The organism is Xenorhabdus bovienii SS-2004 (genome assembly GCF_000027225.1).
GTDB lineage: Bacteria > Pseudomonadota > Gammaproteobacteria > Enterobacterales > Enterobacteriaceae > Xenorhabdus > Xenorhabdus bovienii_C.
The window spans coordinates 4,209,323-4,225,498 of the sequence record NC_013892.1; the positions used below are offsets into that span (position 1 = coordinate 4,209,323).

Sequence of the window (16,176 nt, forward strand, 5' to 3'; positions counted from 1 at the left end):
GTGTCAGGCGCTTCTGGATGGAACATATTGATAGTGATAGCCGAATCGTAGATACCCTGCCCTGAATGTAACACAGATGGAACAAAGTTCTCAGATATCAAAATATAGAGTGATGTTTATAATGTTCCTGTGTCGAAATAATCTTGATTAAAAAAATTATCATGAATAAATCTTCCGACACTATTTTTAGAAACGGTATATTTAATAATTATTTTAAATAATTATATTTTATAAGGAACATATTATGGATTTCCCTATTTATGACTTTGATGGCAATCGTCTATATGATGAGATTGGAAACCCTGTGATTACTATCACTGGTGGATTTGAAATGCTGAAAGATTTAGGTACATTGATCGACATACAACCTGATTGGGGAGTAGACTTAATTAATGGAATTGATGATAGCTTTGATATTCCCTTCACCAAGTTTGATGATTTTGAGGTAAATGTTGATTCGATCAACTTTTCCAGCATTATTAATGGTATTTCTGGTTTAAATCAGGAGCAAAAAGATAAATTAGAACGCATCATTAATGAACAAAAAAAACTAGCTGACGAAGATCTTCAAGCAGCTAACAGAAATTTGATGGATATGAATCATGAAGAATTTTCTTTATATCAAAGTTATATTTCAGAACTTCAAAAAGCAAAATCTAAAAAAATAATTGAGTTAATTAATAAAGCAATTGACATTATTAACAACACACCGGAAGGAAGAACGCTAAGTGATGTCAGTAAATATCCTTACGAGAAAAAGCATGAGATAGATTTTGGTAGAGTCTCATATGTCATATATATGGTAATTGACAATGTAAAAAAGTTAAATGAATTGTTAAATAAAAAACATACTGAATCTGTTAACATTAATGAGCTTTCTCTTGATGATTTGGCTGATTATAAACTTCGTGAATCACTTAGTAACTTATTTTTATATTATCAAGGCCTGAAAAATAAATTAAATAAAGCATTGGACAGAGAGTTAGAAAGAATAGAGTACCTTGAGAAATTATTTACTAAAGATAATGGAATGAATGGATGGGACATGCTTTCTCATTTTAGAGGAGACTCAGGTCGGACACTCAACCTTCATGACATCGGTGTGCATAATCAAGTTCGTGAATTGATGCATAAGCAAGGTGGATTTGAGAAGCCAGAAGGCAGCATTCAATCTCGTTTTATTTCACAAATTCAACGTGGTGAACGAATTGATTTTAAAAATCAATATGATTTCGCTAAGGAAGCAAGAATAACAATTATCGACCCTCTGTGGGCTATTGGTGGTGCAACAGTCAGCGGGGTTTTGACAGATATTAAGGCCGAAAATACCGGTGATAAATATAATGTATCTGGTGTAATAAGTTATAAACTCGATGATAAATTTTCCAGCCCTTGGGATATATACAACTGGAGTCCTGTTGAACTTAATTTTGGTGGAACACCATATGATATCACTGGTGAGTGGTCGGAAATAGTTAATTTCGATGTGGACAAAGATGTTTATGAGAATAAAATTAAACCCATGATTGGTCAATAGGAATAATTGATTAAAATCATTAGTCGCGCATTAAATGCGCGACTTTATGGAACATATCTATCAATTAAAAAATGGTTTGATAAAAAATCATAGGTAGAAAATGACTTATTATTGAAATAATAGTCATTAATATTGACACTAATATAGTTTTTTTAAAATTTCTTTTAAATATAAAAAAATAATTAACAAACATCGTTAGAGTAAAAAAACACACAAATATCATAAATAAAATAGCGATGAATAGCATAACATGTCCATTGTTGAAAAATTTCCCGTAACATTATCCCAAATGAAATAAATCATTAGTAGTAAAAATGGCGTTTTGTGACGCAATTGACAATTATTTCGATAAATATTGTTGACGTGTTGTTTAGGTTGCGGTGACGTAAATACGTCACCGCAAAATCTGTGGCACGGGCGTGGAAACCCGGTAGACTAAACGGCGCATCGACACGCACTAGCGTGTTTTTTTATATGCGCAGCCATGAACATATGTAGATATGGCGGTTCAGGCAGGGCAACCTTTGGGTTGGCCGATACCCGTTCAGGTCGGTTTATTTGTCAACCTTGATGCTTCACTGATAGATACAAGAGCCATAAAAACCTCAGATCCTTCCGTATTTAGCCAAAATATTCTCTAGTGTGGTTCGCTGTTTTTGCGTCAGCCACGAGAATGAACCATTGAGGTCGTACTTACTTTGCATGTCACCAAGAAATTTCGCCTCAAAACCAGTGAGTTGGATCTTTGCGGTTAGTGCATCGTGTAGTGTTTTTCTCAGTCCTCCATGTAGATGGGCTTCTGGTGTGCTATTGGTTGGTTTAGTTGCCTTTTTTGATGTCGCTACAGAGCCTTTATCCAGCTCTGTAATAAGGTCAATCTGCCTATCTAACTCGACTTGGAATATTAATGTGTCAGCAGGACGACCTCGTTTTTTAATCTCTAATTTCATATTGCTGTAGGTGTTTAAGTCTTTTGTGACGGTATTTAATATTCTAGTAGTGAAGTTCCTTAGATCTGTATACTGCTTATCAAGCATTAGCATGAATTTAAATTTATCTATGCTTATTTCAATATTTGCCTTGTACACTTTTCGTTGTGTTATTTCTTTGAGAAGCCATTCATATACTCGCATGGAATATTTGTTCTCGAAGGCTTTGACGTGTTCTAGGTTGTACTTGATAAATCTTTTTAATTGGAAAAGAAAAGGCTGAATGTGAGGGCTGAAAGTAAGCGTTACTGATTGTGTCTTACGGTTGAATTTTGCGTAGTTGACCCATTGAAATATTTCTCTGTCAATATCTCCTGTAGGGTACAGAATCTGTACAGTTCGACTCATAAGCTCTCGTGTCGCATTCGTTAGACGATGATAGGCATTATCAAGAGTGAGTCCCATCATCTTCGCATACTCCTGATAAGTGAATGTGACCGTTCGTTGTTCTTCAGTTGGATTTTCCAATGATGGATTTAGTAACGCTACGCAACACAAAATTAGTTTTGTTTCATGTTCAGTTACCGTCGTACCCGCCATACCGCCAGCGCAGATCTTAAAGAACTGCCTTCTGCTGACTTGCATGGGGATCTCCTCACTCACATTGTTCATTAACACATACCCCGACGGAAAACCCGTAGGTATGTAATTTTGGGCCTAGATTTATGAATATTTTTCTTTTCATTATGGATTCTGCCTGTCATCAACATCATCCGTTTAAATCGTGTAAACTCCCTACGCTCACGATTTATCCACACAAACAGTATCATGAACGAATCTGATGGGGAATTCGCCTAATGGATAATGCAAATTCAGGAAACAGGTTAATGATCGACGAGATTTGCGGAGCCACTCGTATCAATGTGCAACAAAAAAACCATCTGAATAACCCAAAACCGGACTGGGTGGCAGAAGAAATCCCGATTGCATTGGTCTACAACGGTATTTCCCATGTTGTGATGATGGCCAGCCCCAAAGATCTCGACCATTTCGCGATGGGCTTTTCATTATCAGAAAGCATTATCACTTCCCCACACGAAATTCACGGCATAGATACCGTAATCAGTTGCCACGGCGGTATTGAGCTGCATATCGAACTTTCCAGCCGTCGTTTTACGGAATTAAAAGAACGCCGACGCAACATGGCAGGCAGAACCGGTTGTGGCATCTGTGGCACCGAACAGATTGCCGAAATTTTCCGCCCGATCCCCCCCTTGCCTTTCACCCAGACTTTTTCATGGGATTATCTTGATCAGGCGCTTGCACAATTACCCCGTCTTCAGGAAATCGGCGCAGCTACAGGCTGTACGCATGCTGCTGGCTGGATTGATGCTAAAGGAGTATTGCTTGGCGGCAGTGAGGATGTTGGCCGTCATGTTGCACTGGATAAATTATTGGGAATACGAGCCAAAACGGGCTGGCGGCAGGGTGCGGTATTAGTTTCCAGTCGCGCCAGTTATGAAATGGTACAAAAATCGGCTATGTGCGGTGTAGAAATTTTGTTTGCTGTTTCTGCCGCCACCTCGCTGGCAATCGAAGTCGCAGAGAAATGCAATTTGACCCTCGTGGGTTTCTGCAAGCCGGGACGGGCAACGGTATATACCCATCCACAACGGCTGGTGGATTAATCAAGACTGTGGAACATCCACAAATTGGGTTCAATGTAGTAGCCCATCTGTTTTTCAATATCCACCAGCAGCGGTACCAACCCACCCGGAATGATGTATTCCCCACTTTGTGGGAATTTCATGCCTGTCCATTCTTGCCATTCCGCCACAGTACCGTAAATATCCATGGAGCGTAGTGCCGGTTTAATGATTTTTGCCCCCAAACGCCAATGAGTGCGGATCCAAGGGTCAAAAGGCTCGCCTTTTTCATTTTTCCATTCACAGTACTGAACGAAGTCTTGCAGGGGATAACTACGTTTCAGGCTCGGCCTGACCGGAACCACAAAACCCTGCAATCCCGCTTCACGGGCAGTCTGTTTCACGCTGTTGATTAATAATGCAGGCACATTATGTCCACGGAATTCAGGGGCAACAGTCACCGAAAGCGCTGACAGCAGAGTCGGTTGCTGTTTTCCTTTTGCTGCCATCCCAGCGCAATACACGGCATCCCATCCTTCATCCGGCAATTGATCCAAAGAGTGCTGTTCCCACGGGAAAGGAATGGCATTCAATAGCCCAATAAGACGCTCTTCCTGCCCTTGTTGCAGAATGGCAAATTTTTGGAAGCGGCTAAAATCAGGTTCATATAATTTTTCCCAATGTTGTTGAGCAACAGGATCCTGATTCATAAAAAAAGGCCATAAATGACGAACGAGATCATATATTTGTTCGTCTAAATCAGTCCTCTCTTCCGCAGATTGAATGATTATTTTAGCGTCCATAATTACCCCCGATTAACTCTATTGGGTATAAATTAAACATAGTAAGCAGAGAATTGCACATATACGATATTCCCGTAAGATACCCATCTTTAATGATAAATTTAATTTATCATTAAATTTATTTATTCCTGCTCAAATTCAATTCTTAATATTAAATCATTAACACATTATCTTTATTTTTCATTCGAAGATATATCTACGTAAAAATGCTTATATAGCCAGATTAAAAACATTAGTTTCTATAATGGTATTCATTAATGGAATAATTAAAATAACTTGATTAAATAAATGATTTAAGGATTTTTTGCAAAAAACAACATGACTAATAACACCGTAATATCAGGTGATTAAATCTACCTGCGTCACATTTTTAGTAAAAAGTAGATTGTTGCTTTCTTACGCTAAAACAGCAAAAAGCATCGAAATTTAATAAGTTAGACTCAAATTTTAATTAATAAACTCTGTAAAACCCAGAATAAATAATAATAATTATCATTTACATTATCATTTGAAAGGTGTAGGTTTTCTTCGCGCAATAAATCAGGCCGTTTTTATGATTGGGTAACGAGGGATCCCCCGATTCTAAATGAGGATAATGATGAAAAAGATCAATGTATTAGTCGCCGCGTTAGGCGCATTAGGGTTTATGGCACAAGCTCAGGCAAGTGTTGGATTTGGCCAGAGTCAAGAAGACACTACACCTCACATTAAGGTTGGTGCCACCAAAGCGAGTTCAAGTCCACACGGTGGCTCAGGTAATGAACCAGGCATTGGCGTCAGTTCCGTTCGTGACGGTATGCTCATCGGCTTTTCCGGATTAACCCGTATGGCTCCTGCTGACAGCAATGGTATTCATAATATCTCGATGGCAGGCGCACCCGGCTCTCACGGTGGTATGGGTGTATTTCATTTCAGCAAAGTCGCCAATGCGGACGTTTACTTTGGCGAATGGTCACAGACAGGTAATGCAACAGACACAACCCATACCGTTTATTATGCGGGCAAGGACATTACCACCAATATGCCAACCGACGGTACAGCTACCTATGTGGTGAACGGTATTAACCAGTACAGCGGTGACAATGCCCTTTCCGGCACATTAACGGCAGATTTTGGTGAAAAAACGCTGATCGGCTCCATAGAAAATACCGCTATGACAGTCAGCATTGATGCCGATATCCAGTCTGATGCCCAATTCTCAGGTCTTGCTACAACAGGTGATCTTGAGGGAGAAACCCAAGGTCACTTCTTTGGTGATGGTGCTTCCAGTCTGGCGGGATATGCCAAATTTGATGATCAATCCAAGGATACCGCTTTCGGTGGTTCGAAACAGTAATTGCTAATGTTTCAGAGAACAATGCCAAAAATGGCATTGTTCTCTGTTTTGTTTATTGCCGTTTTATTTATCGCTATTGATTTCTGGCTATTTATTTCTAATAACGTGAGCCTTGTGAGCTGGTTTTTCGATGTCTGACAATATAACAACCCCAATATTATTAACGGCACTGATGGCCTTATGTCTCTCCCTGCCGGTTTATGCTGATGAAGATACCAACCGCAAAATCTGGCAGGAGGCGCAGCACAATCAACAAGAAAATGAAGCTGATCTGATAACGCCAGAGCCTATTTTTATTGAGGATGGTGCTTCATCGATAGTCATTAACGGACAGACATTTCAGGTAGAAAACAACCTCGATAACATCGGTCAGGCACTATACCTTGCCACTAACCATCGACAGTGGCCGGACGTCAGACGTTTTCTGACGGCTTATCAAAAACTATCCGGGCATGATGTCATGCTGGCCTCTTTTGCCCAGGGCGGCCTGGCGCGTTTTGAAGGCGATTTGGATCTCGCCGCCTATCATTATCAAAAGCTCCTGAACCAACAACCCGACTTCACACGCATCAAGCTGGAACTGGCCCGTGTTTATTTTGAAAATCATAAAAATCGGGAAGCCGAGCAACTGTTTGTAGGATTGAGTGAACAGAACCTCTTACCGGAAACGGTCTTGAAAAATATCAACAGCTATTTGAAAGCGATAGCATTGAGAAGTGACTGGCGTGGCTCTTTTTCGGTAGGTTATGCCTATAACGATAATGTCAATATGTCTCCGGATCAGGAATCAACCTGCCTTGAATATAACCCTGATGGGAGTTGCCAGGAGGAACGCCGGATACCAAAAGCCATTAAAAAGTGGGGGATGTCTTATGACGCCACATTAAGCCGACGTTACCAACTTTCCGGTCATCACGGCATTTTTGGACGTGGCCTGATTTATGGCGAAAACTACCGTGATTACCACGCTGAAAATGAAAATACCGTCCTGCTGGTCAGCGGATACAACTACAAAAGCAGAAATCACGATTTCTCTTTTGGCCCCCTGTTTGAATATAAACATCGGGCGGGTGATACCTATTACCGCGCCACAGGTGTCAAAACGGAATGGAGACAAACATTCAGCCCTAAAACAGCTCTCAATATCGAACTGGAGCATAAACAACTGCGGCATCAGCAGCGTTACCACTGGAAAAATGGCGACCTCTCCTCATCCTATCTCACTCTTTCCCATGCCATCAGCAAAGAATTTGTCATATTTGGTGGCGGTGACTGGGTCTATCGGAACAATCCGCAACCGGCGGATCGCTATCAACAATGGGGAATTCGGGCAGGCGTATCCGGACAGATCTACCCCGGTATTAATGGCTCACTGTCTGCCACACTGCGAGAGCGGCGCTTTGGTGCTTACAGCCCGATACTGCTCGCCAGACGTCAGGATGATGAACAGATCTATACTGCCGTCATTAAAGTCCCTGCCGCTGAAATATTGGGTATGACCCCCTCTATCACTTTCCGCCATCGACGCAATCACAGCAGTGTGAATTGGCTGTACAACTATAACAAAAACGAAGTACTGCTGAGGCTGGAAAAATATTTTTAATCAATAAGTTATGATTTTCTATTTGCGTGATGATGATTGACAAATTGAGGCAAGGAATATCAATGGTATACCGAGTTAAAATACAGCTAACCCCCATTACAATTGCACTATCACTGGCATTTTCGCTGACAGCACCTCCCCTGTTTGCCGAACCCAAATCTACCGTCACTTCTCCAAGCAAGCAGACGGATTTGGGCAAAATTAGTGTCACGGATAACAGTGATAAAGATGAAGCCGGTCATAATGCGGTCTATGACAAAGATATCTCCAATATCTATATCGGCAAGGAACAGATAGAGCGCTATAAAGGAGCATCTCCCGCCGATCTGATAAAAGGTGCGGTGGGTGTCTACAGCGGTGATGCCCGTAATAGCGGCGCTTTGGATATCAATATCCGTGGTATTCAGGGGCAAGGGCGCATTCCCGTCACTATTGATGGTACGGAGCAGGCTATTACAGTGGGGCGCGGTTATAATGGCGCCAATAACCGCAACTATATTGATCCCAATTTAATCAGTAGCATCGAAATTGAAAAAGGTCCTTCCCTGAGCCGCAACATCAAAGGTTCAATCGGCGGAGCCGTGGTTATCAAAACATTAACCATTGATGATGTCGTACCAAAAGGGGAAACTTTCGGCATCAATACCAAAGTGGAAACCAGCAGCAATTCAGTTAAGGAACGCAAGCCTTCTTTGGTACTGGGACAAGACTACCGCGATGTTCCCAACTTTATCCAAAATGGCGTCGAAGCTGATCCTGAGTTGAAAATCACGCCCCATTCGTCAAAAGACAATAAATTTCCCGGATTTAAAGATAATGCCTTCCGGGTCGCATTAGGAACTCGGCAGGAATATTTTGATCTGATGCTGGCTTATAGCCACCGTCGTCAGGGGAATTATTTTGCCGGCAAAGGCGGTGCACACCGCTATGATGAACCTATTACGGCAGCAGATACCGAATTAATGAATGGCTATAAAACAACGTTAGATCCTTACCTACCGTTTGCTGCCCGTATCTATCGCCCCGGCAATGAAGTACCCAATACTTCCAGTGAGATGCGCTCCGTATTAATCAAAAATACTTGGCGCCTCACCAATGATCAGGCATTACAGTTAGGTTTTCGCAATACTCACATGGAATTTGGCGATATCATGCCTTCGCGCTTGGGCTGGGTGAAGGCCGAAGATAATGCTGTTCCACAATGGCCACTGGCGAATGTCCACCAGCAAGCCGTCAATCTGACTTATAAATGGCAAGCGGCGGACAACCCCTATATCGATTTTGATATGAATCTCTGGGCGACCCGCACGACAAGCAATACTAATACCGCTGGGGGATATCCCCGAACACCTGTAGAGAGGGACTACTCTTGGGATAATGGCAGTGGTGTCAAAGCCTCTCACATTGATGGCACATTGATTGATACCGCCAAAACCAATGCCCAAAACAATCGCTGGGGCGTGGATATCTCCAATAAATTTACCTTGGCCTCCAGTTTGGATCTGACCTTAATGGGGAATTTCCAACGTGAGCATCTCGACTCCAATGATGGCTACAATCCCTTAAATATGTACTTCTTCCAGTCGCCAGCACGGAAAGGGCAGCGTCAGGAAATCAATCTCGCCTTTAACTTTGACTGGCGACCAACATCATGGCTGGCACTAAGTGCCGGTGCCAAACGTGTCTCCTATTGGTCCAAAGATGATTTTCTTAGTGAACGACGTGCAGCAAGAGATGACCGTTATAGAAATAACTCGGAAACCACCGGACATCAAATAAGTTACTACCGAACGATGACCGAAAGAGAAGCTTATATAAAACAGAAAAAACTGTCTAAAATGAGTAGGAAAGAACGAACTGAATATTTTAAGGTAAAGACAGGAGATATCACCTCCCGCGATGGGCAGCAGCGCAAAATGGTTCGTCAAGAAGTCGACTGGCTCTACAATTCCAGCAATGGCCAACTTAATAAAAGCGATAACCCCTACTTTAATGGGCAGTTGGATATGCAGGAAAAGATTATCGACCCAATCACGGGTAAAGAGGGATATAAGTATGAATATGGCTCAGGAGTTGATGCAAATGGTATAAGGCGTGAGATTCCTGATGCTGATCCCTGGGAACCTGCTTCTAAACGCAAAGATCACGCGTGGGCGCCCACTTTCTCTGCTACTGCCTATGTAACGGATGATTTCCGTATCTATACCCGCTATGCCGAAGCCGTCAGAATGCCCAGTATTTTTGAAGACACTGTGGGTTTCTCCGGTAACAAAAGCAATCGCGTAGGCCAAAAATTCAAACCCGAACGAGCCAAAACCACTGAAGTTGGGTTCGTCTATGATTTCAGCCAATTGGTTGATGCTGAACGCCATGCCGATATCAAAGTTTCTTACTACAACACCGTGATTGAAAATGTATTTGACCGGGATAACACCTATGAATTTTCTCAAATGGACAAACAGAAACTTGCCGGTCTGGAACTACAGGCGCGTTACGACAATGGCAGTTTCTTTACCGATATGGGATTAACCTACAACCTGAAAAATAAAGTGTGCGACAACAATTCTTCATTGAGAATGAATTCATTGAATCGCTACGATATACCAGAATGTATTGATGGCGGTTTTGCGGGAGGCTATCTGCGTACTTCCATTCAGCCCCAATATTCAGCGAATCTGACTGTCGGCGGGCGCCTGTTTGATGAGAAGCTGGAGCTGGGCAGCCGGATGCTTTACCACAGCAAAGCAGAGAACAAAGATGAAAAATGGCTGATGGAAGCATTACCTGATGTCTATAAGGGCCAATCAAATAACCCAATGCGCTGGAATCCGGTTTTCACCGTCGATGCCTATGTTAGCTACCAGATCACGCCAACCCTATCGATGGAACTGACCGGAACGAACTTAACCAATCGCTACTATCTCGATCCCCTGACACGCTCCATGATACCTGCGCCGGGGAGAACCTTTAAACTCAGTATTACCAGCCAGTTTTAGAGGATGATATGACCAACACAGCCATATTGGAGAGTCCAACCAACCATTTTCCGCTACTGCCCGGAAAGCAACTTCTGGTTGGTATCCTGATTGCCATTTTATTGCATATCAGTCTGATATGGCTGTTCAATCGACATTCCTCATATGATGACAGCGCTCATCATGTAAACCAAAGTTCGCCCTTAACAGGGCTTTCCATCACGATGGTAGCCGCTTCGTCATGGCAAAATGAGCCAGAGCCTGTCTCTCCTCCGCCCCCGTTGATCACCGCGCCTGAATCGCCGACAAAGCCAGAAATTGCTCTGGATAAAGCGGTTCAGCCCGAAAACAGGCTGGAAAAACCCTTGGAATCCGTCAAACCGCAAAAACGCCAAAAACAGCAAAAAGAAAAACCACAGGAGAAGGTAGAAAAAAAATCAGCACCATCACCACAAGTTCAGAAAGACAATAATGAAGAATTTGAAACCAGCGGCACTGATCAAATCAATGCACAAAGCAGCATGAGCCGAGCCGCAACCACACAGCCTCTGGTGGGTCAGGGCAATAGCGCGCTGGATAATTACCAGTCAAGACTCAAGCAAGAAGTTGAAAGCCACAAACGTTATCCCCGTAAAGCAAAGCGAATGAAACAACAAGGCACAGTGACCATTGGTTTTACTCTGCTTAATGACGGTTCATTCACGGCTGCCAGAGTGATCAATTCCTCTGGCAACAGCGTACTGGATGATGCCGCGCTGGATGCCATCGCCCGCGCCAGTTCGGTTGGACCCAAACCGGTAGATATGGCACCCGATGTAACGCTTAAAATTGATTTTGAGCTGAATTAAATAACCTGAGATTTGCTTAATTGCTTATACATTCCAACCTAGAAAACCGAGCTTGAATTTACGGGATTGTGATATCGCTATTTTTAAACGAAGCTGAGGTTAAAATAAGAACATTAGGTATTTTTTTCACCCATTCATTTCCCAATACAAAAGCTCGAAAAAATCCGTCCCAGCAAATCATCCGAAGTAAATTCACCGGTAATTTCACACAATACCTGTTGCGCCAGTCGCAATTCTTCCGCCAGCAATTCCCCTGAACGGGCAAAAACCAGTTGTTGATGGCCTTCCTGCAAATGTTCTGCTGCCGTGTTCAACGCCTGTAAATGGCGGCGACGGGCGAGAAAGCCCCCTTCGGTATTGCTGTTGAAACCCATCGCCTCTTTGAGATGATCCCGCAGCAAATCAATACCTTTTCCCTCACGGGCGGAGAGGCGGATTAATGAGTAACCACTTACTTCTAATACGCCGGTTTCTTCTCCGGTCATATCGGTCTTATTGCGAATCACGGTAACAGGCAGTGATGCAGGCAGCTTTGCCATAAATTCCGGCCAGATTTTCGCAGGTTCAACGGCATCCGTGGTCGTGCTATCTACCATAAACAGCACCCGATCCGCCTGCTCGATTTCCTGCCATGCGCGTTCGATACCAATGCGTTCCACTTCATCGCTCGCTTCGCGCAGCCCCGCCGTATCAATAATATGCAGCGGCATTCCATCAATATGAATATGCTCACGCAAAACATCGCGTGTTGTACCTGCGATATCGGTGACAATCGCCGCTTCTCGGCCAGCCAATGCGTTAAGCAGGCTGGATTTTCCCGCATTTGGCCGCCCCGCGATAACTACTTTCATCCCTTCACGCAACAAACTCCCCTGGCGTGCCTGTGAACGGACGTGATCAAGTTCTTCAATCACTTCATCCAGCCTGGCTTCTATCTTGCCATCGGAAAGAAAATCAATTTCCTCATCAGGAAAATCAATCGCCGCTTCAACGTAGATACGAAGGTTAGTAAGCGCTTCCACCATTTGGTGGACTTGATGGGAAAATGTTCCTTGCAGAGAATTCATTGCTGAACGGGCAGCTTGCTCAGAACTGGCGTCAATCAGATCCGCAATCGCCTCAGCCTGCGCCAGGTCGAGCTTGTCATTCAAAAATGCACGTTCAGAAAATTCACCCGGATTAGCAATACGCACAGCAGAAATTGTCAGAATACGTTTTAACAGCAGATCAAGAATGACTGGCCCACCGTGCCCCTGAAGTTCCAGCACATCTTCGCCGGTAAAAGAGTTGGGGCCGGGGAAGTAAAGTGCGATGCCTTGATCCAGCACAGTTCCATCCACATCACGGAAGGGTAAATAATCAGCGTAACGGGGCTTCGGCAACTTGCCCAATACCACCTCAGCAACTTCCGCCGCCTTAGGGCCAGAAATACGCAGGATGCCTACACCGCCTCGTCCCGGAGGAGTGGCCTGAGCGACTATCGTATCGGTGGTATTCATGAAACTCTCTCTTTGACTAATCAACTGAAATAATAAAGGCGGCCAATGACCGCCTTCTAGTCAGCTCTTTTAAAGAGCTACTTTTTTTCGCGGGTATGCAAACCGCGTTTTTCCAGACTGCGGAAAATAACCTGCTGCTGGATGATGGTGACCAAGTTACTGACGATATAGTACAGCACCAGACCAGACGGGAACCACAGGAAGAAGACAGTGAACATGACGGGCATGTAAGTCATGATTTTCTGCTGCATAGGGTCGGTTACGGTCGTTGGTGACAGTTTCTGGATCACAAACATGGTCGCACCCATCAGCAATGGCAGAATGTAGTAAGGGTCTTGTGCGGACAAGTCCTCAATCCAACCAATGAATGGCGCATGACGCAACTCAACAGAACCCATCAGCATGTAATACAACGCAAGGAAGATTGGCATCTGAATCACCAGAGGCAGACAGCCACCCAGCGGATTCACTTTTTCTGTTTTGTACAGCGCCATCATTTCCTGACTCATGCGCTGACGATCATCACCATGACGCTCACGCATCGCCGTAATTTTCGGCTGCAACAGACGCATTTTCGCCATGGAGGTGTATTGCGCCTTAGTCAGCGGATACATGATACCGCGCACGATAAAGGTAATGGCGATGATGGAGAAGCCCCAGTTACCGATGAATTCATGCAGGAATTTCAGCAACTTGAACAGAGGTTGAGAAATAAACCACAACCAGCCGTAATCAACAGTCAGATCCAGATGTGGAGCAACTTCAGCCATTTTGTCCTGGATTTCAGGACCTACCCACAGGGTAGAGGAGATATTCTGCTTGCTGTTAGGCGCAATATTGACGGTTTCACCTTTGTACCCGATTATCGCCATTTTCTGGTTTTTCAGGTCAATAGTGTAAAACGTGTTGGTAGAGTTTGCGCCCGGCACCCAAGCGGTGGCGAAATATTGCTGCAACATCGCTACCCAGCCACCGTTGGTCGTTACGGCTAACGCTTTATCTTCAATATCGCCGAATTTGTATTTTTCGTATTTTGCTTCAGCGGATGAATAAGCAGCACCGCGATAAGTATGCAGAGCAAAGTTGCTGCTGCCAGTATCACGACTTTTCGGCAGCTCAACACTCTGCTTCAACTGACCAAAGAACGCCATCTGCAACGGCTTGTCAGTCACATTATCGATGTTGTAATCGACAGAAACCGCGTAATTACCGCGTTTCAAAATGAAGGTTTTGACATAAACAACACCATCTGGTGCAGTGTAAGTCATCGGAATACGCAATTCATTCTGACCATCAGCCAAAACGTAGCTATCCTGAGTGGTGTGGTAAAACGGGCGGTCAGCTTGATTATCTGGGCCATTGGTGCCAGTTAATCCACTTTGAGCCTGATAAATGAATTCAGGGGTGCTTTCGAGCAGTTTGAATGGTTTGTTTGAACCGAGGGTATCAGGATAGGCCAGCAGATCAGCCTCTTCGATATCACCGCCACGGGTATTGATGTGCAAAGAAAGCACATCCGTTTTCACGGTGATCAGTTTACCTTGCCCACTGCTAGCTTCACTACTCGGCGTATTTGCTTGTTGCGTGATCTGTGCCGTTGGTTGTGGGTTCTGATCTTTCTCCCACGCCTGCCAGACCAAGAACGAAACAAACAGCAAAGCGATGAAAAGAAGATTGCGTTGCGAATCCATCGTTAATGTTCTCTGTTATCTTCGTTTTTTTTAGGTGGGACAGGATCATCACCACCTACGTGTAAGGGGTGGCATTTTAATATGCGTTTCACTGTTAACCAACTGCCTTTTATCATTCCAAACCTGCGCAATGCCTCAATGCCATATTGAGAACAGGTAGGATGAAAACGACAGCGAGGCCCCAACAGTGGACTGATCACCAACTGGTAGCCCCTGATTATCGCAATCAAGAGCCGCGAACCAAGCGACAGTGACGACGCCATAATTTGCCCAACGCCTCCGTTAGCTCACGATTATCAAGCTCAGCAACCCCTTTCCTCACCAAAACCACAAAATCCATGGAAGGCAAATTATGCTGGTTTAAACGAAAACTTTCACGAGCCAATCGCTTAATACGATTACGTTCATGAGCGCGTTTAACATTTTTTTTAGCGACGGTTAGACCGATGCGGGGATGCCCCAGCTCATTAAGGCGCCCAAGAATGGTTATCTCTGCGGAGCTTGCCCGTTGTGGCTGCTGGAAAACATAAGTGAAATGCTCGGGAGTTAACAAACGTAACTCCCTCGGAAAAGCGAGCTTAACCACGTGGTATGATTAGCTTTATTACTTAGAAACAGTCAGACGAGTACGGCCTTTCGCACGACGGCGAGCCAGAACTTGACGACCATTTTTAGTGGCCATACGAGAGCGGAAACCATGAGTACGGTTACGCTTCAGTACGGACGGTTGGAAAGTGCGTTTCATAGCGATTTCTACCTAACTTAAAATTTGTTACTGATTCAGCAAATTCGTTGGCGACCAGTGAGAAATAAGTAGACACCGATGCCTCAGTCGCAACATCAATATATAGAAAGAGGCAGGATTGTAATAAAATGTACTACCCCTAGTCAATCCATCAATCTAAGATGACGCGAGCCTGACCGCTTTCCTGTCGGTTTTTTTACTTTAACCAGACATTACCAGACTTTTGCTACCCGAGGTGCTTATCCAAAACTTAACCAGCCAATGGCCGGAAAAAATCGTTGGCGTAACACGCAGGGTGGAGGATTATACGGACTGTGTAATAAAGCGCAAGGATCATACACCGATCCTTACACCTTAATCGTGATCATCACGTTGTTTTCGCATCATATTTTAAACAATAGCTAAATGGAATTTGCTATATACCATGATTACACTACAGTATCTTCTACGAGCCTTATATTCTCCGAGTGCCAAAGCGTGGCGATCTCCCTGTGGATAAAAAGCGTCAAAGCTGTGTAAAAGAATGAAGATCTATACCGTCTTTTGCGTTATGATCTCCGATCC

At 43.8% G+C, this 16,176-nt stretch carries 13 protein-coding genes and 1 pseudogene; 6 read left to right on the forward strand and 8 right to left on the reverse strand.

Annotated features, from left to right (window positions below; translation table 11 throughout):
- Positions 1 to 244 precede the first annotated feature (244 nt).
- Positions 245 to 1,537 carry a hypothetical protein gene (locus XBJ1_RS18850; RefSeq protein WP_012990634.1) on the forward strand — a complete coding sequence of 431 codons (1,293 nt, stop codon included), beginning with the start codon at positions 245 to 247 and terminating at the stop codon, positions 1,535 to 1,537.
- Between the two features lie 605 nt (positions 1,538 to 2,142).
- On the opposite strand, the gene XBJ1_RS18855 is transcribed toward XBJ1_RS18850, so the two are convergent.
- Both XBJ1_RS18855 and XBJ1_RS22840 read right to left on the reverse strand, forming a co-directional pair.
- Complete coding sequence (locus XBJ1_RS18855; RefSeq protein WP_143827741.1) at positions 2,143 to 3,066, reverse strand: replication initiation protein; 924 nt, start codon at positions 3,064 to 3,066, stop codon at positions 2,143 to 2,145.
- A pseudogene (locus XBJ1_RS22840) lies at positions 3,049 to 3,111 on the reverse strand (hypothetical protein); the annotation flags it as partial. The pseudogene XBJ1_RS22840 and the gene XBJ1_RS18855, both read right to left, overlap by 18 nt.
- A gap of 212 nt (positions 3,112 to 3,323) precedes the next feature.
- Between XBJ1_RS22840 and fdhD the strand changes: the two are divergent.
- Positions 3,324 to 4,154 carry a formate dehydrogenase accessory sulfurtransferase FdhD gene (fdhD, locus tag XBJ1_RS18860; RefSeq protein WP_041573286.1) on the forward strand — a complete coding sequence of 277 codons (831 nt, stop codon included), beginning with the start codon at positions 3,324 to 3,326 and terminating at the stop codon, positions 4,152 to 4,154.
- Here fdhD and XBJ1_RS18865 read toward each other — a convergent pair.
- Positions 4,151 to 4,915 carry a GNAT family N-acetyltransferase gene (locus tag XBJ1_RS18865; protein ID WP_012990638.1) on the reverse strand — a complete coding sequence of 255 codons (765 nt, stop codon included), beginning with the start codon at positions 4,913 to 4,915 and terminating at the stop codon, positions 4,151 to 4,153. The genes fdhD and XBJ1_RS18865 overlap by 4 nt on opposite strands.
- A 598-nt stretch (positions 4,916 to 5,513) precedes the next feature.
- On the opposite strand from XBJ1_RS18865, the gene XBJ1_RS18870 reads away from it, so the two are divergent.
- From XBJ1_RS18870 to XBJ1_RS18885, 4 genes are all read left to right on the forward strand, one after another.
- Positions 5,514 to 6,251: a Slam-dependent surface lipoprotein gene (locus XBJ1_RS18870; RefSeq protein WP_012990639.1), complete on the forward strand. Its 738-nt coding sequence runs from the start codon at positions 5,514 to 5,516 to the stop codon at positions 6,249 to 6,251.
- Positions 6,252 to 6,381: 130 nt separating this feature from the next.
- Positions 6,382 to 7,854 carry a porin family protein gene (locus XBJ1_RS18875; RefSeq protein ID WP_038199628.1) on the forward strand — a complete coding sequence of 491 codons (1,473 nt, stop codon included), beginning with the start codon at positions 6,382 to 6,384 and terminating at the stop codon, positions 7,852 to 7,854.
- A 62-nt stretch (positions 7,855 to 7,916) separates the two neighbouring features.
- Positions 7,917 to 10,850, forward strand: coding sequence for a TonB-dependent receptor domain-containing protein (locus tag XBJ1_RS18880; RefSeq protein ID WP_012990642.1), 2,934 nt, complete (start codon positions 7,917 to 7,919; stop codon positions 10,848 to 10,850).
- Between the two features lie 8 nt (positions 10,851 to 10,858).
- Positions 10,859 to 11,677: an energy transducer TonB gene (locus XBJ1_RS18885; protein WP_038199626.1), complete on the forward strand. Its 819-nt coding sequence runs from the start codon at positions 10,859 to 10,861 to the stop codon at positions 11,675 to 11,677.
- Positions 11,678 to 11,811: 134 nt separating this feature from the next.
- On the opposite strand, the gene mnmE is transcribed toward XBJ1_RS18885, so the two are convergent.
- From mnmE to rpmH, 5 genes are all read right to left on the reverse strand, one after another.
- Positions 11,812 to 13,176: a tRNA uridine-5-carboxymethylaminomethyl(34) synthesis GTPase MnmE gene (mnmE, locus tag XBJ1_RS18890; RefSeq protein ID WP_012990644.1), complete on the reverse strand. Its 1,365-nt coding sequence runs from the start codon at positions 13,174 to 13,176 to the stop codon at positions 11,812 to 11,814.
- 77 nt (positions 13,177 to 13,253) lie between these two features.
- The gene (gene yidC, locus XBJ1_RS18895; RefSeq protein ID WP_012990645.1) at positions 13,254 to 14,867 is read right to left on the reverse strand and encodes a membrane protein insertase YidC; all 1,614 of its coding nucleotides are present in this window, start codon (positions 14,865 to 14,867) and stop codon (positions 13,254 to 13,256) included.
- 2 nt (positions 14,868 to 14,869) lie between these two features.
- Complete coding sequence (gene yidD / locus XBJ1_RS18900; protein ID WP_038199624.1) at positions 14,870 to 15,130, reverse strand: membrane protein insertion efficiency factor YidD; 261 nt, start codon at positions 15,128 to 15,130, stop codon at positions 14,870 to 14,872.
- Positions 15,094 to 15,453: a ribonuclease P protein component gene (rnpA, locus tag XBJ1_RS18905; protein WP_038180722.1), complete on the reverse strand. Its 360-nt coding sequence runs from the start codon at positions 15,451 to 15,453 to the stop codon at positions 15,094 to 15,096. Before rnpA ends, yidD begins: the two co-directional genes overlap by 37 nt.
- Positions 15,454 to 15,471: 18 nt before the next feature.
- Entirely contained in the window at positions 15,472 to 15,612 is a 141-nt protein-coding gene (gene rpmH, locus XBJ1_RS18910) for a 50S ribosomal protein L34 (RefSeq protein WP_012990648.1), read from the reverse strand.
- Positions 15,613 to 16,176: the final 564 nt, after the last annotated feature.